This window comes from Luteimonas sp. A611, from assembly GCF_054072715.1.
Window position 1 is genome coordinate 1,209,817 of sequence record NZ_JBSVRP010000001.1, and the last position, 21,144, is coordinate 1,230,960.

Below are 21,144 nucleotides of genomic sequence, written 5' to 3' on the forward strand. Positions count from 1 at the left end.
CGGGGGAGTCGCGGGCGTGCCTCCCGAACCGTATCCGGAACCCCCAGCCGCATGAGAATCCTGCTTGCCCGTCACGGCGAGACGCCGTGGAATGCCGAAGGCCGCTACCAGGGACAGGAAGACATCCCCCTGTCGCCGGTGGGTGAACGACAGGCGCGCCTGCTTGGCGAACGCCTGCGCGACGTGCGCATCGACAAGGCGGTCAGCTCGCCGCTGACGCGCGCCTACCACACCGCGCAGTTGGCGCTTGGCGAGGCACGCGCGCCGATGCTCACCACCGAGATGGGCTTCATGGAAATCGCCCACGGCACCTGGGAAGGGCTGCTGGCGAGCGAGATCGCAGAGCGCGATCCGGAGTTGCTGCGCGCATGGCGCGAGGAGCCTGACTCCGTGCTGATGCCGGGCGGCGAGTCGCTCAAGCAGGTCTTCCGCCGCTCGTGGGAGGCGCTGCAGTGGTCGGTCGAGGGTCTTGGCGGCAACGACACCCTGCTGGTGGTGGCGCACGATGCGGTCAACCGCGTGCTGCTGTGCCATGTGCTGGGCATCCCGCTGTCGCGCCTGTGGACCTTCCGCCAGGCGCCGACCACGCTCAACCTGCTCGAAGGCGACGACCTGGACAACCTCGAGGTGGTGCGCCTGAACGACTGCTCGCACCACACGGCGTTCTTCGGCGAGGCGGTGCATCGGGCGCTGTAGTCGCGGGCGGCTGTCTCCACAAGCGACGGGGTTCGGTGCCGCAGCGCTTCGGGGTGGGGTCAACCGGGCCGGATGTTTTCCGTCCTATTCGTCTGTCATCTCGAGCGTAGCGAGAGATCTTCTCCGGGACGCCGGATGCGGCCGACAGAAGATCCCTCACTGCGTTCGGGATGACATCCTTGAGTTCGTCCGGGATGACATCCCTTTCGTCCAACCTCATGCACAAGACCCTTACCGATTGGCTCACCTACATCGAGCGCCAGCATCCGCAGGCCATCCAGATGGGGCTGGAGCGTGTGCGCGAGGTCGCCAACCGATTGGCGTTGGGACGACCCGCCGCACGCGTCATCACCGTCGCCGGCACCAACGGCAAGGGCTCGACGGTCGCCTTCATCGAGGCGATCGCGCGCGAGGCCGGCCTGCGCGTGGGTGCTTACACCTCGCCGCACCTGCTGGCCTATGGCGAGCGGGTGCGCATCGATGGCGACCAGGCCGGCGAGGACGCACTGGTCGATGCCTTTGCCGCGGTGGAAACGGCGCGCGGTGACACCGCGCTGACCTACTTCGAGTTCGGCACGCTGGCCGCGCTGTGGCTGTTCGAACGCGCGGCGCTGGACCTGGTGGTCCTGGAAGTCGGCCTGGGCGGACGGCTGGACGCGACCAATCTCGTCGATGCCGATGTCGCGGTCATCACCACCGTGGACCTCGACCACCAGGACTGGCTGGGCGATGACCGCGAGGCCATCGGTGCCGAGAAAGCCGGGGTTGCCCGCGCCTGGAAGCCGCTGGTGCTGGGGGACGACGACCCGCCGGCCAGCGTGCTGCGCCACGCGTACGCGATCGGCGCGTCGGCGGTGCGCATTGGCTGCGATTTCTTCTTCGAGCCGCTGGATGCGGTGCGCTGGCGCTGGCGCGAGGTCGGTTTCGACATCGAACTGCCCATGCCTGCGCTGTCCGCGCCGGTGCAGCTGCGCAACGCGGCGGTCGCGATCGCGGCGCTGCGCGCGCTGGATATCGAGCTGGCGGACGCGGCAATCGAACGTGGGGTGGCGGGGGCGCGACTCGCGGGACGGCTGCAGCTGTTCGACCGCGCGGGCGTCGCAGTGTCGGTCGACGTCGGCCACAACCCGCAGGCCGCGCGCGAGCTGGCCGCGTGGCTGCGCGCCAGCCACGTCGCGGGTCGGACCCACGCGGTGTACGCGGCGCTGGCCGACAAGGATGCGGCTGCGGTAGTGCAGGCGCTCGATGGCCTGGTCGATGCCTGGTGGCTGGGGGGGGCGCTGGGGGCCGGCGCGCGCGGCATCGACGTCGAGACGCTTGCAGCGCGGCTGCGTGGTTCCGCTGCGCAGGCCGGACAGCAACTGCCCGATCCCGCCGCGGCCCTGGTCGCGGCGCTGCAGGCAGCCGCGCCGGGCGATCGCATCCTGGTGTTCGGTTCGTTCCATGCGGCCGAAGAGGCGCTGCACGTGCTGCGTGGTCCGGGTTCAGAAGCCGGCCTGCTGCGCGGCGTATAATTCGCGCGCCCGCCGCTCTTGCCGAACCCGATGGATGCCGGATTGAAACAGCGCCTGATCGGTGCCGCCGTGCTGGTCGCGCTGGCCGTGATCTTCCTGCCGATGCTGGTCAAGGGACCCGCGCCTGACAGCGGCGTGTCTGACCTGTCGATGCGCGTGCCCGATGCCCCCGAAGGTGGCTACAGGACGGTCGACCTGCCCCTGGTCGTGCCTGCCGATGCGCCGCAGGGTGGCGTGCTGGGTGTCCCCGATCCACTCGACGACGACCAGCTTGCGACGGTGGACACCGCCACCGCGCCGCCCGCGCAGGAGCGGCCTTCCGTCGTCGACGAGTCCGCGCAGGACGCGGTCCCCGATCCGGATGCTGCCGAGCTGGCGCAGGACGCGCCCACCCCGCCGCCGGCCGCGCCGCCTGCGCGCCCGACGCCTGCACCGGCCGAAAAGGAACCGCAGGCCGCACCGCTGCCGCCGACCGCGGCCGCTGGCGACTATGCGGTGCACTTCGGTGCGTTCGGCAGCGAGCGGGATGCGCAGGTCATCGTGCGCCAGTTGTCGCAGGCCGGGCTCCGCGCCTACAGCGAAGCCTTCACCCTCAACGGTCGGCCGGCCCAGCGCGTGCGCCTGGGGCCGTTCGCCTCGCGCGAGGCCGCCGAAGCGATGCGCGTGCGCGCTGCACAGGTGCGCAGCGACGTCAGCCCGCGCGTGGTTGCGCTGGATGCCGACGCGCCACCGCCGCGGTCAGCTGCCGCGGCTGCGCCGACGCAGTCGACTGCGGGCGCCAGGCCAGCCACCGCCGCGCCCACGCCAGTAGCCACTCCCGCATCCACTCCGGCTGCAGCGCCTGCCGCGCCAGCCGCCAGCGGCGTGGGCTTTGCAGTGCAGGTCGGCGCCTTCGGCAATGCCGACGAGGCCACGCGCCTGCGCGACCGCCTGCGCGGCATGGGCATCAACGCCTTCACCGAAACCGTCGCCACCGACCGCGGCCGCCTGACCCGGGTCAAGGCCGGGCCGGTGCCGGGCCGCGACGACGCCGAGCGGCTCAAGACGCAGGTGAAGTCGAAGCTCGGCATCGACGGCATGGTCCGCGCGCATCCCTGACGGGCGCGCGACAAGCCACCCGCTCCAGTCTCGCAACACCAACGGGAAAACACTGCCATGTGCGGCATCATCGGCATCGTCGCCACCACCGAGGTCGCGACCGCGCTGTACGACGGCCTGACCGTCCTCCAGCACCGCGGCCAGGACGCGGCCGGCATCGCCACCGCCAACGGCACCCAGCTGCGCGTGCACAAGGGCAACGGCCTGGTGCGCGACGTGTTCAACGACAAGGCGATGGCGCTGCTGGAAGGGCGGGTGGGCATCGCCCATTGCCGCTATCCCACCGCCGGCAGCGAGGGCAGCGACGAGGCGCAGCCGTTCTACGTCAACTCGCCCTACGGCATCGCGCTGGCGCACAACGGCAACCTGACCAACACCGACACGCTGCGTCGCGAGGTGTTCGAGGAAGACCGCCGCAACATCAACACCCAGTCCGACTCCGAAGTGCTGCTCAACGTGTTCGCGCACGAACTCGACCGCAGCCGCATGCTGACCCCGGAGGCGGCGTTCCTTGCCATCGAGGGCGTCAACCGTCGTGCGCGTGGCGGCTACGCCGCCGTGGCCACGGTGCTGGGCCTGGGCCTGGTGGCGTTCCGCGACCGGCACGGCATCCGGCCGCTGGTGCTGGGCAAGCGCGAGTCCGAGGCAGGCAACGAGTATGCGATCGCGTCCGAGTCGGTTGCGCTCGACATCCTCGGCTTCGAGCTGGTGCGCGACATCGCGCCCGGCGAAGGCGTGGTGGTGACGCCGCGCGGCGAGCTGCACGTGCGCCAGTGCGCGGAACCGGCCGCGAGCGCGCCGTGCATCTTCGAGTACGTGTACTTCGCGCGGCCCGATTCGATGATCGAGAACATCTCGGTGCACAAGGCGCGCATGCGCATGGGCGTGACCCTGGGCGAGAAGATCCTGCGCCTGCGCCCGGACCACGACATCGACACGGTGATCCCGATCCCCGACACCTCGCGTGATGCGGCGTTGGAAATCGCCAACGTGCTGGGCGTGAAGTACCGCGAGGGTTTCGTCAAGAACCGCTATGTCGGCCGCACCTTCATCATGCCGGGGCAGGGCGAGCGGGTGAAGTCGGTCAAGCGCAAGCTCAATCCGATCAAGCTCGAGTTCCGCAACCGGGTGGTGCTGCTGGTCGACGATTCGATCGTGCGCGGCACCACCTCGCAGCAGATCGTGCAGATGGCGCGCGACGCCGGTGCGCGCAAGGTCTACCTGGCTTCGGCCGCGCCCCCGGTGCGGCATCCGAACATCTATGGCATCGATATGCCGACGCCCGAAGAGCTGATCGCGCACGGACGCACCGAGGATGAGATCGAGCGCATGATCGGCTGCGACTGGCTCGTCTACCAGGACCTCGCGGACCTAGAGAAGGCGGTCGCCGGGCCGAAGTTCGAGGGCATGAAGTTCGACAGTTCCTGCTTCAGCGGCGAGTACGCCACCGGCGTGGATGCCGGCTACTTCGAAGGGCTGCGCCAGCTGCGTTCGGACGACGCCAAGCGCCAGCGGCGCCTCGCGCTCTGATCGCGCGCTGATGCCGACGCTGTTCGACGCCGCGCGCGAATGCCTGGACGCGGCCGGCATCGACGACAAGATCGCGCTGACCCGGCGCCATGCCGCGGCCTTCGCCGCTGGCGCGCTGGCCGTGGCGGAAGATGCGCCCGCGCCCGAGCCGATCCGGATGCCGGGGCGGCCGTCGCGACCGGCGATGGTGCATCCGCGCGACCTGCCGCGCCGCGGCCTGGGCAGAATCGAAGGGCGCGCCGCCTTCATCCATTCGATCGCGCACATCGAGCTCAACGCCGTCGACCTGGCCTGGGATGCCGCCTACCGCTTCCGCGGCATGCCGGCCGACTACTACGCCGACTGGGTGCGCATCGCCGACGACGAGGCCCGGCATTTCCTGATGCTGCGCGAACGCCTGCAGGCGCTGGGCCACGACTACGGCGATTTCGACGCGCACAACGGACTGTGGGAGATGTGCGAGAAGACCGCGCATGACGGCCTGGCGCGCATGGCGCTGGTACCGCGAGTGCTCGAAGCGCGCGGGCTGGACGTGACGCCCGGAATGATCGTGAAGCTGCGCGCGCTTGGCGACGACGGCACCGCCGACGTGCTCGAGGTGATCCTGCGCGAGGAGATCTCGCACGTCGCCGCCGGCAGCCACTGGTTTCGCTGGTTCTGCGAGCGTCGCGGCATCGACCCCGAACCGAAGTTCCGCGAACTGCTGGCCGAGTACGCGCGTGCGGTGCTGCATGGTCCGTTCAATATCGAGGCGCGCAGCGCTGCCGGCTTCAGCGAAGATGAGCTGGCCGCGCTGCAGCAGGTGGCCCAGGCTTCGGCCCGGCCCCTGTAGGAGCGGCTTCAGCCGCGACCGCAGGCTACCGTCGCAGCGTCGATCCCGGCTGAAGCCGCTCCTACAGCCGCTCCTGCAGCGCGTGCAGGTCGAAACGGCCATCTTCCACGCGCAGCACCGAGCCCTGCGTGTACCAGTCGCCGAGCACGATGCGCCGGCATTCGCGATTGCCGGCGACGAGTCCATGGACCGCGGGCCGGTGCGTGTGGCCGTGGATCATCGTGTCCACGCCGTAGCGCACGAACATCCCGGCGACCGTGGCGGGTGCCACGTCGGTGATGGTTTCCATCGTGCCGGCCTGCTTCAGCTCGCCCTGTCGCGCCTGGCTCGCCGCGCGTGCCTGCGCTGCGAACGCAAGCCGCGCCTGCAGCGGTTGCGACAGGAAACGCGCCTGCCAGGCCGGGTCGCGCGTCTGCGCACGGAACGCCTGGTAGGCCGCATCGTCGGTGCAGAGCAGGTCGCCGTGGGTCAGCAGGACGGGCCTGCCGTCGAGCAGGACCACCGCCGGGTCCGGCAGGATCGAGAAGCCGGCGCGGGCCGCATAGCCGCTGCCAAGCAGGAAATCGCGATTGCCGCGCTGGAAATGCACGGGCACGCCGGCGTCGGCCACGGCGTGCAGGCGTTCGGCAACGAACGTGCCGGCCTCGGAGGGATCGTCGTCGCCCACCCAGGCCTCGAACAGGTCACCGAGGATGTAGAGGGCGTCGGCGCTGCGCGCTTCGCCGTCCAGGAAGCGGCCGAACAGTTCGGTGATCGCCGGCCGTTCCGGGTCGAGATGCAGGTCGGAAATGCACAACGTGGTCATGCGGGGATTGTAGAACGCCCAAGCCTCAGTCGACCTCGAGCTCGCGCCGCAGCCAGGCGCGCGCCATCCGCCACTCGCGTTGCACGGTGGCGGTGGAGAGCCCGGTCGCTGCCGCGATCTGCTCGCCGGTCAGGCCGGCGAAAAAGCGCATGTCGACGATCCGAGCCTGGCGTTCATCGAGGGTGGCAAGCCGGTCGAGCGCGGCTTCCAGTGCATCGGGCTCGACTTCCTCGCCCAGGCTTTCGGCTACTTCGGTCAGCTGCAGGCGATCCTGGTCCTGCGGGCGCTTGGCCGACATGCGTCGGCGCGCATGGTCGATCAGCACCTGGCGCATCGCGTGCGCGGCCAGGCCCAGCAGATGGCCGCGGTTCTCCATCGGCGGCAGGGCTGCACCCGCGAACAGCTTCAGCCAGGCTTCGTTGATCAGCACGGTGGCGCTGAGCATCGGGTCGTGGCGCTCGCGCCCCAGCTGCGCCGCCGCCAGCTGGTGCAACGCCTGGTACAGCCCGTGCACCACCTGGTCCATCGCCGCGGGCTCGCCGTCGGCGGCGGCCTGCAGCAGGCGCGTGATCTCGGGCGGGGCCGGCTTCGCATTCATGACGGCAGGTCTGCGAGCAGCTTGTCCAGGCTTCGCCGCCAGTGGGCGTCGTCGGTCAGCTTGAGTTCGTCCAGCAGCCCGCCGTAGCCCGCGGCGACGGCGCGCATCGCGGCGGTATCACCCTGCTTGGCCCGCGCCTTGATCAGGCCGCTGATGGCGTTGTAGTACACCACCATCACATCGGCCGCATGCGGCAGGGCGATGCGTTCGGCGCTGGTGAACGCCTCCAGCGCGGCCGGCAGCTGGTCGTTGTCCATCAACATGTGGCCCAGCGCCGCAAGCGCATAGGCATGGTTGATCGCATCCACGCCCGGTGCGCTGCGCGCTTCCAGCAGCGGCAGCACCTCGCGCAGCAGCGCGATGCCCCCGGCGCGGCGGTCGGCACGGCCGAGTGTCATCGCATGGGCCACGGCCAGCTGCAGGTACAGGCGGTTGTCGCCCTGGGTGGTGTCGCGGGCGATGTCGACGGCGCGTTGGCTGGTCTCCAGGCCGTTGACGATATCGCCGAGATGGATGTAGCTGACGCTGAGCTGGTTCAACAGCACCGCCCGCTGCACCGTGCTGGGGCCGATCAGGCGCACGTAGTCGCGATCGAGTTCGCGCAGCAGGTCGATGCCGGCCTTTGCATCCTTGCGCGTCACCAGTGTGGCCAGGTTGAGCCGCATGGTCAGCATCACGTGTGGGCTGTCGCTGTGCAGGCGTTCGGCCAGCGCCACCGCCTCGCGCTCGGTGGCGATGGCGCCGTCCAGGTCGCCGCCGCGCTGCTGCGCGTTGGCCAGGGCTTCCAGCGCGTTCAGATGGTACCCGTGCTGCTCATGGTTGCTGTCGCTGTCGCCCAGTTCCGGGAGCAGCGCGTGCAGGTCGGCGACGATGTCCACGGCAGGACGCGCGCCCATCAGGTCCTCGGCACGCAGTTCCTGCACGCGCAGGCCCAGCCAGAGGTCGCGCTGCGCCGGGTCGTCGGGATCCAGCAGCGCCTGGCCGCGCCGGCATGTCGCGATGGCAATGGCGTTGTCGCCCTGCTTCTCCTGCTGCTCGCAGATCCTGGACAGCAGTGCCGCGATCTCCGTCGAGGGCGCGCCGGACGCTTCGCGCAGGGCGAGGGCTTCCTGCAGCAGCGGCAGCGCCGATGTCCCCAGCTGCAGGCCGATATTGGCATCGGCCACGCTTTCCAGCAGGTCGCTGCGGGTCGCAGCCGGAAGGTCGTTGCGTGCGAGCAGGTTGGCGGCCCCGCGGTCCAGCACCTCGCGCACGGTGATCTGCTCGCCGCGCGAACGCGAGGGATCGGCATTGGCGAACAGCTCGGTCATGAAGCCGGCCAGCGCCTGCGCCTTGCCGCGCTCGGCGATCACCTGCTGCAGCTGGCGCTCGCGTTCGAACAGGAAGCCGCCAGCCAGCAGCAGCAACACCGACGCCGCCGCCAGCGGCCAGCGCTGGCGCCAGGCGAAGCGGCGCAGCCGGTACAGCGCATGGCCGCGCCGTGCCGACACCGGACGCGAATCCAGGAATCGGCGCAGGTCCTCCGACAGTGCGGCCACCGAGGGATAGCGGTCCTCGGGCGCGTGCCGCAGTGCCTTGAGCACGATCGCATCGATGTCGGCGGGAATCCGGCCGACCGCGTGGCTGATCGTGCGTGCGCTGCGGTCCGTATCGGCATTGCCGGTGTGCGGTGCGCTGCTGGGTGGGCGGATCTCGCCCGAGACGATGGCATCGGGCAGCAGGTGGCCGGACTCCATCGCCTGGTGCGGGCGCGCGCCGGCCAGCAGTTCGTACAGCACGATGCCCAGCGACCAGACGTCGGTCGCGGTGGTCAGCGGCTTGCCGGCCACGTGCTCCGGGCTGGCATAGGCCAGGGTGAGGGCGCGGTGCGCGGTGCCGGTCGGCTCGGCCGGGGCATGTGCCTCGATGAGCCGGGCGATGCCGAAATCCAGCAGCTTGGGTTCGCCCTGCGGGGTGACCAGGATGTTGGCCGGCTTCAGGTCGCGATGGACCACCAGCCGCTGGTGTGCGTGTTCGACGGCCGCGCAGACCTTGAGGAACAGTTCCACGCGCTCGCGCAGCGGCAGCTCCCGCGACTGGCACCAGCGGTCGATGCGCTCGCCTTCCACGTATTCCAGCGCGATGAAGGGCTGGCCGTCGCCGGTGATGCCGCCGTCCAGCAGGTGGGCGATGTTGGGGTGCTGCAGCGTGGCAAGGATGCGGCGCTCCTCGGCCATGCGCTGCGCCAGGCGCGCGCCGTGCGGGCCGGCGCTGGCCAGCAGCTTGAGTGCGACCAACTGGCGGGCATCGCCATCGTCGCGCTCGGCCAGATAGACCACGCCCATGCCGCCTTCGCCCAGCAGGCGGAGGATGCGGTACTGGCCCGGCTGCGCCGCGTCGACGCGGCTGCCTTCCTGCAGCGACGCGGTCCCGGCCTGTGGCCAGCCTGGGGCCAGCGGATCGTCGGGCCCGGTGCGGGCGGCGGCGATCAGCCAGTCCACTTCGGCGCGCAGCCCGGCATCGCCTGCGCAGCGCTCCACCAGCCAGGCCTCGCGGGCGCCCGGTGCAAGCTCCAGCGCCTCCATGGCAAGCGCCTTGGCCTGCAGATAGCGGTCTTGCATCGGGTTCCCCTGCCGCGCCGGGACAGCACGGCGCCACTGCGGCGGCGCACGTCCGGACTTCGAGTGAAACGTCCTGGCCGGCGGAAACCGGACGTTTCGATCTCGATGATCAAATCCGCCGCCGTCCTGCGCAGTCATGGGAAAGGGGCGCGAAACGCCCGCCACTCGACGACAGCCCGCATGGACATCCCGTATTCAATGGCCTCAAGCCCGCAGTGGGTACCGGCCGCCGCGTCGACCGGCAGCGTGGCGCCGCTGTTGCCCGAGTTCGCACCTGTTCGCAGGGAGCAGGCGACAAGCGCACGGCCCTCACTGCATCCGATCGTCAGGCTCGACTACGTCTCGCGCATGTCGTGCATGCCGCTGCTGTCGGTGGTCATCTACTCGGTCTTCCATGCCAGCGGGCGCGCCGGCCCGCTGCTGGTCGCGCTGCTGCTGTGCTGGGGAACGCTGTGGCCGCAGCTGGCCTACCTGCATGCACGCAGCAGCCGCGATTCCAGGCGCGCCGAACACCTCAACCTGCTGGTGGACGCGGTGATGGTGGGGGGACTGGTCGCCGCCATGCACTTCAGCCCCTGGCCAAGCGTGATGATGTTGATGGGCATGAACCTGGGCAACGTGGGCGTGGGTGGCCCGCGCCTCGCCGGGCGCGGCCTGCAGGGAATCGCGGTGGGGATCATCGCCTGCGGTTGGTTCACCGGCTATCGGCTGGACTTCGACGCCACGCTGCTGACCACGCTGGCGAGCATCGTCGGCATCTTCCTGATCGCCGCGGTCTTCGCCCTGTTCTCGCACCTGCAGAGCAAGCGCTTCGTGCGCAACCGCAGGCTGCTGCAGGAGCAGAACCTCAAGGTCGAGGAAAAGAGCGCGCAGCTGGTGCAGGCCAAGGAGGAGGCGGATGCGGCCAACCGCTCCAAGAGCCTGTTCCTGGCCAACATGAGCCACGAACTGCGCACGCCCCTGAACGCGATCATCGGCTACAGCGAACTGCTGGTCGAAGAGGCGCACGAGTCCGGCGAGGAGCACCTGGTCCCGGACCTGCGCAAGATCCACAAGGCCGGCAAGCACCTGCTGCGGCTGATCAACGACGTGCTGGACCTGTCCAAGATCGAGGCGGGCAAGATGCAGCTCGACCTGGAGGAGGTCGCGGTGCGCACGCTGCTCGACGACGTGGTCGCCACGATGCGCCCGCTGGTGGACAAGAGAGGCAACCGGCTCACGATCGAGGCGGACGGGCTGGGGACGATGCACACCGATGTCACCAAGCTGCGCCAGCTGCTGTTCAACCTGATCGGCAACGCCGCCAAGTTCACCGAAAACGGCGAGATCCGCGTGCGCGTGCGCCGCGCGAGGGGGACTTCAGGCGACTGGCTGACGTTCGAGATCGAGGACACCGGCATCGGCATCTCGCCCGAGCAGCAGCGCAGCCTGTTCCAGCCGTTTTCGCAGGCCGACGTGTCGACCACGCGCAAGTACGGCGGCAGTGGACTGGGCCTGGTGCTGACGCGGCGGTTCGCGGAGATGCTGGGCGGCGAAGTCGCGATGCGCAGCGCCCCTGGCGTCGGTACCACCTTCACCATCCGCCTGCCGGCCGAATCGGGCGACTCCGAACAGCTGCATCCGGCGGCCGCGCCGGGAGAGCAGGCCAGCGAACAGGCCGCGGCCGAAGCGCGCACGGTGCTGGTCATCGATGACGACGCAGCCGGTGCCGATGTCATCGGCCGGATGCTGGTGCGCCAGGGCCTGCGCGTGGAATTCGCGAGCAATGGCGCCGACGGACTGCGCATTGCGCGCAAACGCCGCCCCGGGCTGATCCTGCTCGACGTGCTGATGCCGGGCGCCGACGGCTGGAGCGTGCTGACCGAACTGAAGACCGATCCCCGGCTCGCGTCGATCCCGGTGGTCATGATCTCGGTGACCGAGCAGCAGGCGCTGGGCATGTCGATCGGTGCGGCCGACTACCTGGTCAAGCCGGTGCAGCAGGACAGCCTGGTGCAGGCGGTTGCCCGCTACCTGCCTTCGGGCACCCCGCGGCCGATCCCGGTGGACGCGTCATGAAGATCCTGCTGGTCGAAGACAACGAGATGAATCGCGACATGCTGTCGCGGCGGCTGTCCCGGCGCGGCCATCAGGTCACGATCGCCGGGGACGGACGCATCGCGCTCGAGCTGGCGTCGCGCGAACTCCCCGACCTGATCCTGATGGACATGGGCCTGCCGGTGATGGACGGATGGGACACCACCCGCCAGCTCAAGGCGGACGCACGGACAGCGGCCATCCCGGTCATCGCGTTGACCGCGCACGCGATGGCCGACGACCGCATGCGGGCGCTGGAGGCCGGCTGCGACGATTTCGACACCAAGCCCGTCGACCTTGATCGGCTGCTGGGCAAGGTGGGCGCGCTCGCGCGGCGTGGCGCGGGGCAATGAGTGATCCGGACGCCGATGCAGGCATGACGGTCCGCGCCGCACGGCTGCAGGACCTTACGCGGCTGACAGCCTTCCTCGACGCGGCCTGTGCCGGCGTCGATGCCAACGCGTACGCCGATCTGCGGCTGGCGTCGGAGGAGGTCTTCGTCAACATCGTCAGGCACGGCTATCGCGCCGGACCCGGTCCGGTCGAGATCCGCGTGAGCCGTGGGCCGGATCGGATCACCGTGTTGATTGCCGACCAGGCGCCGCGGTTCGATCCGGCTTCGATCCCGGCGCCGGGCCTCGACGCAGGCTGGGCCGATCGCGAAGTCGGCGGGCTGGGCTGGCACCTGGTGCGCCGGGTCATGGACGAAGTCGGATGGGCGCCGGGCGCGGAGCGCGGCAATGCGTACCGGCTGGTCAGGCATGTCGGCAAAAGCGAAACGAGATTCCAGACACACATAGAGCAGGAGACACGCACATGAACATCGAACTGCAGTCCGGCGAGCATGCCTCGGTCGTCGTCATCTCGGGCAGCGTGGATGGCCTGACTGCCGAACACCTGCTGGGCACGCTGAAGGAACTGGTGGAGACGGGACAGACGCGGCTGGTGGCCGATTTGGCCGGCGTGCTCTACACCAGCAGCGCCGGATTGCGCGCCCTGCTCGCCACGGTGAAGCAGGCCCGCCAGGGTGGCGGCGACCTGCGCCTGGCGAGCATCAATCCGCCGGTCTTGAAGGTGCTGGAGATGAGCGGCTTCACCACGATCATGAAGTGCTACGACGACGTCGCGGCCGCCATGGACAGCTACGCGGGCTGAGGCCCGCAGGAGAGAGGTGATGGACGCAGTGACCAGGCCGGAAAGGCGCAAGCGCGTGGCGGTCGTGATCGGCGCGGGCAGCGTGCAGTGCGCGGCTGCACTGGGCATGTGGAAGGTGTTGCAGCGCGAAGGCATCGACATCGACCTGCTGGTCGGCTGCAGCGGCGGCAGCCTGTACGCATCGGTGATGGCGCTGGGCTACGACCTGGACACCTGCGAGCGCCTCACCCGTGGCCTGTGGACGCCGTCGTTGACCCGGCGCCGCGACCTGCGCTCGATGCTGAGCGCGTTCATGCCACGTCTGTTCAAGTTCGATGGTGCCTTCGGCATGGTCGACGACCGGCCGATGATGGCGGCGCTGGAGAGGATCTTCGGTGACCGGCGCTTCGAGGATGCGAAAACGCCGCTGCATGTGGTCGCCACCGACCTGGAGAACGGGCAGAAGGTGGTGCTGGGCAAGGGCCGGGTGCGCGACGCGATCCGCGCCAGCATCGCCATCCCCTATGTCTGGAAGCCGTGGAAGATCGATGGCCGCATGCTGATGGACGGTTGCGCGTCCGATCCGCTGCCGATCGATGTCGCGATCCGCGAGGGCGCCGACGTGATCCTGGCGATGGGCTTCGAGAGTCCGTATCCGAGCCGGATCCGCTCGGCGACGCGGTTCGCGTTCCAGGTCAACAGCGTCTACACCAACAACCTGCTGCGCGCGAACTACGCCTTCCACAACCTGGCGCACCACGCCGAGATCATCCCGGTGCTGCCTGATTTCGGTCGCCCGATCCGCCTGTTCGACACCGCCGAGATCCCGCACGTCATCGAACAGGGCGAGCGGGCCACCGAAGCGCAGCTGCCGCATATCTTGCAGGCGCTGCAGGCCGCCGGTGTCTGAAGCAGGACCCATGGCGGCGGCGCGCGGTCGCCCGCGGGTCGCGCTGGTGGTGGGCTCCGGTGGCGTCAAGTGCGCCGCCGCAGTGGGCATGTGGAAGGTGCTCGAACGCGAGGGCATCAGCCCCGACATGGTGGTCGGCTGCAGCGGCGGCAGCATCTACATGGCGGGCATGGCGCTGGGCCGCAGCGCGGACGAAGCCGACGCGTTCAGCCGCGGCATGTGGCAGGGCCTGTTTGGCCGCATCCACTACCGCTCGGTGTTGCGCAGCCTGCTGCCGCGTCGCTTCGGCTTCAGCGAGCGCATCGGCCTGATAGATGACGCGGCGGTGGGCGCCAATCTCGCCAGGCTGTTCGGCGACAGAACCTTCGCCGACACCTGCATCCCCCTGCATATCGCCGCCACCGACCTGCACTCGGGCGACAAGGTGGCCTTGAGCAGCGGATCGATCGCCGATGCGGTGCGCGCCAGCATCGCGATGCCGCTGCTGCTGCGCCCCTGGCCGGTGGACGGGCGACTGCTGATCGATGGCGGGGTGTCCGACCCGCTGCCGATCAGCCTGGCGATCCGCGAAGGGGCGGAAATCATCCTCGCCATGGGCTTCGCCAGGCCGCCGATGGCGCGCATCGATTCGCTGCTGGGCATCGGCAACCAGGCCATGGCGGTGGCCATCAACAACCTGCTGCATTCGACCTACGCCTTCTACAGCGCCGTCCACCACGCCGAGATCATCCCGATCATGCCGAGCTTCGATCGTCCCATCGAGTTCGGCGATGCCCACCTGATTCCGTACATCATCGAACAGGGCGAGCGCGCCACGCTGGCGGCCCTGCCCTATCTGCGGCAGCTTGGACTCGGCGAAGCCGCGGGCGCGGTGGCATGAGCAGCCTGCGCCCGATGACCGAACCGGCGCGCATCCTCGTGGTTGACGACACCGAGGCCAATCGCGACCTGCTGGTGCGTCGGCTGCAGCGCGAGGGCCACGTCACCGCGACCGCGGCCAATGGCCGCGAGGCGCTGGAATGCCTGCGCGCCAGAGACTTCGACCTGGTGCTGCTCGACATCATGATGCCGGAGATGAACGGCTACGAGCTGCTGGCTCACCTGCGCGCCGATGCCGGGCTGTGCCACGTGCCGGTGATCCTGATCTCGGCGCTGGACGACACCGACAGCGTGATCAAGGGCATCGAGCTGGGTGCGGACGACCACCTTCCCAAGCCCTTCAATCCACACATCCTGCGCGCACGCGTCGAGGCCAGCCTAGCGCGCAAGCGCCTGCGCGACCGCGAGCACCTGTACGCACGCAGCTTGCAGCGCGAAATGGACATCGCGCGCACGATCCAGGCGGGCTTCCTGCCGCACGTCCTGCCACAGCCGTCAGGTTGGGACCTCGCGGCCTGGTTCCAGCCGGCACGTCATGTCGGCGGTGATTTCTACGACGCGTATGCCCTGCGCGAAGGGCAGCGCATCGTGCTGGTCGTGGCCGACGTCTGTGACAAGGGCGTCGGCGCGGCGCTGTTCATGGCGCTGTTCCGCAGCCTGCTGCGTGCGCAGGCAGAGCGGATTTTCGAAGCCAAGGGCGATCTCGCCAGCCAGGCCTGCGAACTGGTGTCCGGCGTCAACGACTACATCGCGCGGGTCCACGAGCGCGACAACATGTTCGCCACGATCTTCCTTGCGGTCCTCGATCCGCGATCCGGTGCACTGGTCTATGTCAACGGTGGCCATGAGGCGCCGGTGGTCTGCGGCCCGGGCGGCGCGCGTACACGCCTGGCCTCGACCGGACCTGCGGTGGGCCTGATGCCCGGCGCGGTGTTCACCGCGGCGAGCATCGTCATCGACACGGGCGAAACCCTGGTGGCCTTCACCGATGGCGTGACCGACGCGGTCGATGCCGGGGGCGTGGCCTATTCGGAACAGCGTCTGCTGTCGCGGATCGGGGCTGGTGATCGCAGCGCGCGCGATACCGTTGCCGACGTGCGGGAGGATCTGCAGGCGGTCATGGCGGACGCCGCGCAATTCGACGACATCACCCTGCTGGTCGTGCATCGCCGGAGCTGAGCGCGACCAGCGTCATGTGCGCCCCACCGTGCACGCGGCGGCGTGGACTGGCGACGGCCTGCGCGCGCATTCCAGGCCCGGCAGCCTCGTCGTGGGAACCAGCCGCCAAGCTCTTTGCGCTGCCGATGATCAAATCCATCGCTGTTCTGCGCACTCATGGGGAACGGGCACAAAAACGCCCGTCCACGCCATCAGGAGCCAGGAATGACCATTTCGCATCGCATCGCCGTCCGTCGACAGCCGTTGGCAAGCTCGCTCGCCCTGATCCTGCTTGCCATCGCCTCGCCGGTCTGGGCGGACGAACCATGCCAGCATGCGAATGGCGCGCCGGTCGACCCGGCCCCCGGCACCGACCAGGGCAACGAGGACCCGGCCAAGGGGGATAACACCACTTGCCATCCAACAACGTCGGCCTATGGGAGTGGGAACAATGCCAGCGGCTACGCAGCCAGCGCCTTCGGGTCCTCGAATGTCGCCAGCGGCAGTTCCAGCGCCGCGTTCGGCACGAGCAATCGTGCCAGTGGCGATTACAGCAGCGCGCTCGGTGGTTTGAACGTCGCCAGCGGCTGGGGCAGTGTGGCCGTGGGCCACGATAGTGTTGCCACCGAGGCGCGCAGCGTGGCCTTCGGTTGGGGCAGCCGGGCCGAAGGTCAGTTCAGCCTGGCCATGGGGAACTGGTTCGACCTGAACAGCAATGGCGTGGTCGACTACACCATTGACGACGATGGTGACGGGTTCCCCGACAGGACTGAGGTCGCTGCCGCACTGGGCCAGTGGAGCGTGGCGCTCGGCAATGGAGTGCTGGCGCTCGGCGCAGCCAGCGTCGCGCTTGGCCATGACAACGAGGCCATGGGGAACCACAGCATCGCGATCGGCGGCCGCAACACGTCCGGTGCCCAGTACAGCAACGCGATAGGTCTCGACAACTGGTCCAAAGCGATCATGTCCAGTGCCCTTGGCTACTTCAACTCGACCGAAGGCACCATGTCCAGTGCCGTGGGCGCCGGCAATCAGGCGCGGGGGTACCTGAGCAACGCGTTTGGCTTCGACAACAGCGCCAATGGCAGGGAAAGCAGCGCTTTCGGTGTGCAGAACAGTGCGGTAGCTGAATACAGTACGGCATTCGGTCGCGATAACGTCGCCAGTGGCGAGGCCAGCAATGCATTCGGCGACGGGAATGTCGCCTCAGGGCAATACGCAAGCGCATTCGGCCGCTTCAATGAGGCCGATGGCATCAGCAGCACCGCCCTGGGCCACTCGAATATCGCCAGTGCGGACTACAGCGTCGCCCTTGGCCTGCTGAACGTCGCCAGTGCATATTCCAGCCGGGCGTTCGGCGAAGGAAACGAGGCTTCCGGGGAAGAGAGCAATGCCTTCGGCGGCTACAACCATGCGAACAACGAGTACAGCAACGCGTTCGGTGGAGGCAACACTGCTGGCGGCGAGTACAGCAGCGCGTTCGGCAGCTACAACGCCGCGCATGGTGCCGGGAGCAGCGCGTTCGGCGACAACAATACCGCCGACGGCGGGTACAGCAGTGCGTTCGGTCATGGCAATACCGCCACGGGCGACTACAGCAGCGCATTTGGTGCAGGCAATGCTGCGGACGGTGTCGATGCCGTTGCATTCGGCCGCGTGAATGAAGCCGTGGGCGACAACAGCGCAGCGATCGGAACCTCGAATTCAGCCAGTTCCGGTTACAGCATCGCGTTCGGTCTTTCCAATGCCGCCAGCGGAAGTGGCAGCAGTGCCTTGGGTGCCGACAATATCGCCAGCGGCGCAGACAGCATTGGCTTTGGCAAGGCAAACAACGCGTCAGGCGCCCACGCCAGCGCCTTCGGACAGCAGAACACGGCCAGCGGCGACCACAGCAGTGCGTTCGGAAACAACAGCGCGGCCAGCGGCTGGAACAGTTCGGCATTCGGCGCTGACAATCTGGCCAGCGGCATCAACAGCAGTGCATTCGGCACCCGCAGTGCGGCGTTCGCCCAGGGCGGCAATGCGATCGGTCTTGAGAACACTGCCAATGGCGTCTACAGCAATGCGTTTGGAACCCAGAACATCGCCGGCGGAATGTTCTCCAGTGCGTTCGGCGTCCAGTCGCAAACGTTGGCAAATTCCAGTACTGCCGTCGGCTTCCAGGCGGTCGCGCGCGAGTCCGGCGTAGTGTCGTTTGGCCACGTGGCGGGCGATGTCGACGTGTTCGGGGTGGCCTTCGCCAGCGACAGGTTCGCGCGGCTGGTGAACATCGCCGACGGTCGCATGGCCAACGATGCGGTCAACGTCGGCCAGTTGCGCACCCTGGTGGGCTGGATGGGCGGTGGCGCCAGCCTTGTCGATGGCGTGTTCACCCCTCCGACGTTCAGCATTCAGGGGGCCGATTACAGCAATGTGGCGGCGGCCTTTGCGGCGGTCGATACACGGCTGACTGCACTGGCCGGGGGTGTGGGCGCTGGGCCTGCAGGTCCGCAGGGTCCAGCGGGCCCCGCAGGTCCGCAGGGTCCAGCCGGGCCACAGGGCGATCCCGGGGCGGCCGGCCACGCCGGTCCACAGGGTCCAGCGGGGCCCCAGGGGCCCGTGGGTCCAGAAGGTCCAGGGGACGCGGACATGGCGGCGGTGGCGCAGATGGTGGAAGCCGGCGATGCGCAGACGCTGACCGAGGCCACGACTTACGCCGATGCCGGCGACGCGGCCACGCTGGAGTCGGCCAATACCCATACCGACGTGCGTGAATCCGTGATCCGCAGCGACATGAGTGTGGCGGACGCCGAGACCCTGGCATCGGCCAGGGCCCATGCCGACAGCGGTGATGCGATCACCCTGCAATCGGCGCGCAGCCATGCCGACGGCGCGGCGACGCAGGCGGTCGCCAATGCCAAGGCCTATACCGACAGCGTGTTTGCCGCGTTCAATGACGACTTCAACGCTTTCCGCAATGAGGTCAATGATCGCTTCATCCGGCAGGACCGTCGCATTGACCGCCAGGGAGCGATGGGCAGTGCGATGATCGGCATGGCGGCCAGTGCCGCTGCGGTGCAGGGCGAGCACCGTACCCGGATCGGCGCGGGCGTGGGCCATTCCAACGGCGAAAACGCGTTGTCGGTAGGCGTGCAGCATCGGATCACGTCGCGTGCTGCGGTTACGCTGGGCGGAGCCTTCAGCGGCTCCGAGCGCTCGGGGATGATCGGCGTCGGTATCGGCCTGTAACCTGCGCTGGCCCACGGACCGGCGCGAGGCTGGTTCGTGGGCACCGTGGCAGTTCCTCGTCCGGCCGGCCCGGCAGGGGTGCGCAGGGTAAAATGGCGGATCCCCACGGTCTGGTCTCGCCATGTCCTGTCGCACCCGCTTCGCCCCCAGTCCCACCGGCTATCTGCACATCGGCGGAGCGCGCACCGCGCTGTACTGCTGGCTGGAATCGCGCCATCGCGGCGGCGAGTTCGTGCTGCGCATCGAGGACACCGATCGCGAGCGCAGCAACCAGGCGGCGATCGACGCCATCCTCGACGCCATGGCCTGGCTGGGCCTGGACTACGACGAGGGCCCGATCTACCAGACCCATCGCTTGGACCGCTACCGCGAGGTGGCCGAGCAACTGGTTGCCGAAGGCAAGGCCTATTACGCCTATGAGAGCAGGGAGGAGCTCGACGCGATGCGCGAGGCGGCGATGGCCGCGGGCGGCAAGCCGCGCTACAACGGCGCGTACCGCGAGCGCAATGAAGCCAGGCGCGAGGATCCGAATCGCGTGATCCGCTTCAAGAATCCCGTGGATGGCGTGGTCGCCTGGGATGACAAGGTGAAGGGCCGGATCGAGATCGCCAACAGCGAACTCGACGACCTGGTGATCTTCCGCCCTGACGGCTACGCCACCTACAACTTCGCGGTGGTGGTCGACGATATCGACATGCGCATCACCGACGTGGTGCGCGGCGACGACCACGTCAACAACACCCCGCGCCAGATCAACCTCTATCTGGCGCTGGGCGCAGCGGTGCCGGCGTTCTCGCACCTGCCGATGATCCTCGACGAGCAGGGCGCGAAGCTGAGCAAGCGCACCGGCGCGGCCGACGTCATGCAGTACCGCGACGCGGGCTACCTGCCGCATGCCCTGCTGAACTACCTGGTGCGGCTGGGCTGGTCGCATGGGGACCAGGAGATTTTCTCGATTGCCGAGATGCGGCAGCTGTTCGAGCTCGCCAACGTCAACGCCAAGGCCGCGCGGCTGGATCCGGCCAAGCTCGGCTGGCTCAACCAGCAATACCTCAAGAACGACGATCCGGCGGACGTGGCCGGGCACCTGCAGTGGCACCTGCAGCAGTGCGGCTACGATCTGTCGAAGGGCCCGGCGCCCGCCGACATCGTGGTCGCATTGCGCGATCGCGTGCAGACGCTGAAGGACATGGCCGAGCGCGCGGCGGTCTGGTTCGGGCCGCTGCAGCAGTACGACGAGGCAGCGGTCGCCAAGCACCTCAAGGCCGGCGCGGACGCGCCGCTGCACGATGCCCGTGACCGGCTGGCGGCGCTGCCGCAGTGGTCGGTCGACGCCATCGGCGCGGCGCTGCATGCGACCGCCGAGGCCCTGGGCCTGGGCATGGGCAAGGTGGCGCAGCCGCTGCGCGTGGCGATCACCGGTACCCAGGTCAGCCCGGACATCGCGCACACGGTGTATCTGGCCGGTCGCGACGAGGCGCTGCGCCGCATCGAGGCCGCGATCGCGCGGGTGCCCGCCGCCAGCGGTTGAGAAGCCGGCGCGTCGGCGCCATCATCGGTACATGGCAAAGCACACGCACGATCACGACTGCATCGATCCCGAAGCGCACGTACACGATGCAAAATCGTTCGTGCGCGCGGTGGAGCTTGCCTGCCAGGAGCGCGGGCTGCGGTTGACGCCGATCCGCGCGCGCGTGCTGCGCCTGGTGGCCCAGGCCGGCAAGCCGGTCAAGGCCTACGACCTGCTCGACATGGTGCGTTCGGAGGAAGGCGTTGGCGCCGATGCGCCGCCGACGGTGTATCGCGCGCTGGATTTCCTGCTCGCCAACGGCTTCATCCACAAGCTGCAGTCGGTCAACGCCTTCGTCGCCTGCCACCATCCAGACAGCGCGCAGCATTCGGTGCCGTTCCTGATCTGCGACCGCTGCCACAACGCGGTGGAGCTGGAGGACGCGGACGTGGTCGCTTCGCTGGATGAGCGCGCGCGCGCGCTGGGCTTCGTGCCGCAGGCGCAGACGCTGGAAGTGCATGGACTGTGCGCGCAGTGCGTGCAGCGGGATCTCGCACCGGCCTGATCGCAAGGGCG

Annotated in this window: 18 protein-coding genes; 15 read left to right on the forward strand and 3 right to left on the reverse strand. The window is 68.9% G+C overall.

What is annotated here, in order from left to right:
- The first annotated feature begins 51 nt into the window (after positions 1–51).
- The 5 genes from ACW5EG_RS05380 to ACW5EG_RS05400 all read left to right on the forward strand — a co-directional run bounded on the left by ACW5EG_RS05380 (position 52) and on the right by ACW5EG_RS05400 (position 5,670).
- Complete coding sequence (locus tag ACW5EG_RS05380) at positions 52–696, forward strand: histidine phosphatase family protein (RefSeq protein WP_457017718.1); 645 nt, start codon at positions 52–54, stop codon at positions 694–696.
- Positions 697–914: 218 nt separating this feature from the next.
- Positions 915–2,210 (forward strand): bifunctional tetrahydrofolate synthase/dihydrofolate synthase, encoded by a 1,296-nt coding sequence (folC, locus tag ACW5EG_RS05385; RefSeq protein WP_457021011.1) that lies wholly within the window; start codon positions 915–917, stop codon positions 2,208–2,210.
- Positions 2,211–2,240: 30 nt separating this feature from the next.
- Positions 2,241–3,308, forward strand: coding sequence for an SPOR domain-containing protein (locus ACW5EG_RS05390; RefSeq protein WP_457017720.1), 1,068 nt, complete (start codon positions 2,241–2,243; stop codon positions 3,306–3,308).
- Between the two features lie 57 nt (positions 3,309–3,365).
- On the forward strand, positions 3,366–4,838 hold the full coding sequence (purF, locus tag ACW5EG_RS05395) for an amidophosphoribosyltransferase (RefSeq protein WP_457017721.1): 1,473 nt from the start codon (positions 3,366–3,368) through the stop codon (positions 4,836–4,838).
- A gap of 10 nt (positions 4,839–4,848) precedes the next feature.
- Positions 4,849–5,670, forward strand: coding sequence for a ferritin-like domain-containing protein (locus ACW5EG_RS05400; RefSeq protein WP_457017722.1), 822 nt, complete (start codon positions 4,849–4,851; stop codon positions 5,668–5,670).
- Between the two features lie 61 nt (positions 5,671–5,731).
- Here the strand turns inward: ACW5EG_RS05400 and lpxH are convergent, their stop codons facing one another.
- The 3 genes from lpxH to ACW5EG_RS05415 are packed head-to-tail and all read right to left on the reverse strand — an operon-like array spanning position 5,732 to position 9,673.
- On the reverse strand, positions 5,732–6,475 hold the full coding sequence (gene lpxH, locus ACW5EG_RS05405; RefSeq protein WP_457017723.1) for a UDP-2,3-diacylglucosamine diphosphatase: 744 nt from the start codon (positions 6,473–6,475) through the stop codon (positions 5,732–5,734).
- A 25-nt stretch (positions 6,476–6,500) separates the two neighbouring features.
- Positions 6,501–7,073, reverse strand: a complete 573-nt coding sequence (locus tag ACW5EG_RS05410; protein ID WP_457017724.1) for an ECF-type sigma factor — start codon at positions 7,071–7,073, stop codon at positions 6,501–6,503.
- Entirely contained in the window at positions 7,070–9,673 is a 2,604-nt protein-coding gene (locus ACW5EG_RS05415; protein ID WP_457021012.1) for a protein kinase domain-containing protein, read from the reverse strand. Before ACW5EG_RS05415 ends, ACW5EG_RS05410 begins: the two co-directional genes overlap by 4 nt.
- A gap of 180 nt (positions 9,674–9,853) precedes the next feature.
- Between ACW5EG_RS05415 and ACW5EG_RS05420 the strand changes: the two genes are divergently transcribed.
- The 10 genes from ACW5EG_RS05420 (at position 9,854) to ACW5EG_RS05465 (ending at position 21,133) form a co-directional block, all read left to right on the forward strand.
- Complete coding sequence (locus ACW5EG_RS05420) at positions 9,854–11,731, forward strand: ATP-binding protein (protein WP_457021013.1); 1,878 nt, start codon at positions 9,854–9,856, stop codon at positions 11,729–11,731.
- On the forward strand, positions 11,728–12,102 hold the full coding sequence (locus tag ACW5EG_RS05425; protein WP_457017727.1) for a response regulator: 375 nt from the start codon (positions 11,728–11,730) through the stop codon (positions 12,100–12,102). Before ACW5EG_RS05420 ends, ACW5EG_RS05425 begins: the two co-directional genes overlap by 4 nt.
- On the forward strand, positions 12,099–12,569 hold the full coding sequence (locus tag ACW5EG_RS05430) for an ATP-binding protein (protein ID WP_457021014.1): 471 nt from the start codon (positions 12,099–12,101) through the stop codon (positions 12,567–12,569). The genes ACW5EG_RS05425 and ACW5EG_RS05430 overlap by 4 nt, the downstream gene beginning before the upstream one ends.
- Positions 12,566–12,904 carry an STAS domain-containing protein gene (locus ACW5EG_RS05435; RefSeq protein WP_457017730.1) on the forward strand — a complete coding sequence of 113 codons (339 nt, stop codon included), beginning with the start codon at positions 12,566–12,568 and terminating at the stop codon, positions 12,902–12,904. The genes ACW5EG_RS05430 and ACW5EG_RS05435 overlap by 4 nt, the downstream gene beginning before the upstream one ends.
- A gap of 19 nt (positions 12,905–12,923) precedes the next feature.
- Complete coding sequence (locus tag ACW5EG_RS05440; RefSeq protein WP_457021015.1) at positions 12,924–13,793, forward strand: patatin-like phospholipase family protein; 870 nt, start codon at positions 12,924–12,926, stop codon at positions 13,791–13,793.
- A gap of 10 nt (positions 13,794–13,803) precedes the next feature.
- A complete protein-coding gene (locus ACW5EG_RS05445) occupies positions 13,804–14,673 on the forward strand; it encodes a patatin-like phospholipase family protein (RefSeq protein ID WP_457017732.1) in 870 nt (289 codons plus the stop codon).
- Positions 14,670–15,851 (forward strand): PP2C family protein-serine/threonine phosphatase, encoded by a 1,182-nt coding sequence (locus tag ACW5EG_RS05450; protein WP_457017733.1) that lies wholly within the window; start codon positions 14,670–14,672, stop codon positions 15,849–15,851. The genes ACW5EG_RS05445 and ACW5EG_RS05450 overlap by 4 nt, the downstream gene beginning before the upstream one ends.
- A 204-nt stretch (positions 15,852–16,055) precedes the next feature.
- On the forward strand, positions 16,056–19,058 hold the full coding sequence (locus ACW5EG_RS05455) for a hypothetical protein (protein ID WP_457017734.1): 3,003 nt from the start codon (positions 16,056–16,058) through the stop codon (positions 19,056–19,058).
- A gap of 121 nt (positions 19,059–19,179) precedes the next feature.
- Complete coding sequence (gltX, locus tag ACW5EG_RS05460) at positions 19,180–20,589, forward strand: glutamate--tRNA ligase (protein WP_457017735.1); 1,410 nt, start codon at positions 19,180–19,182, stop codon at positions 20,587–20,589.
- 31 nt (positions 20,590–20,620) lie between these two features.
- Positions 20,621–21,133, forward strand: a complete 513-nt coding sequence (locus tag ACW5EG_RS05465) for a transcriptional repressor (RefSeq protein WP_457017736.1) — start codon at positions 20,621–20,623, stop codon at positions 21,131–21,133.
- The last annotated feature ends 11 nt before the right edge of the window (positions 21,134–21,144 follow it).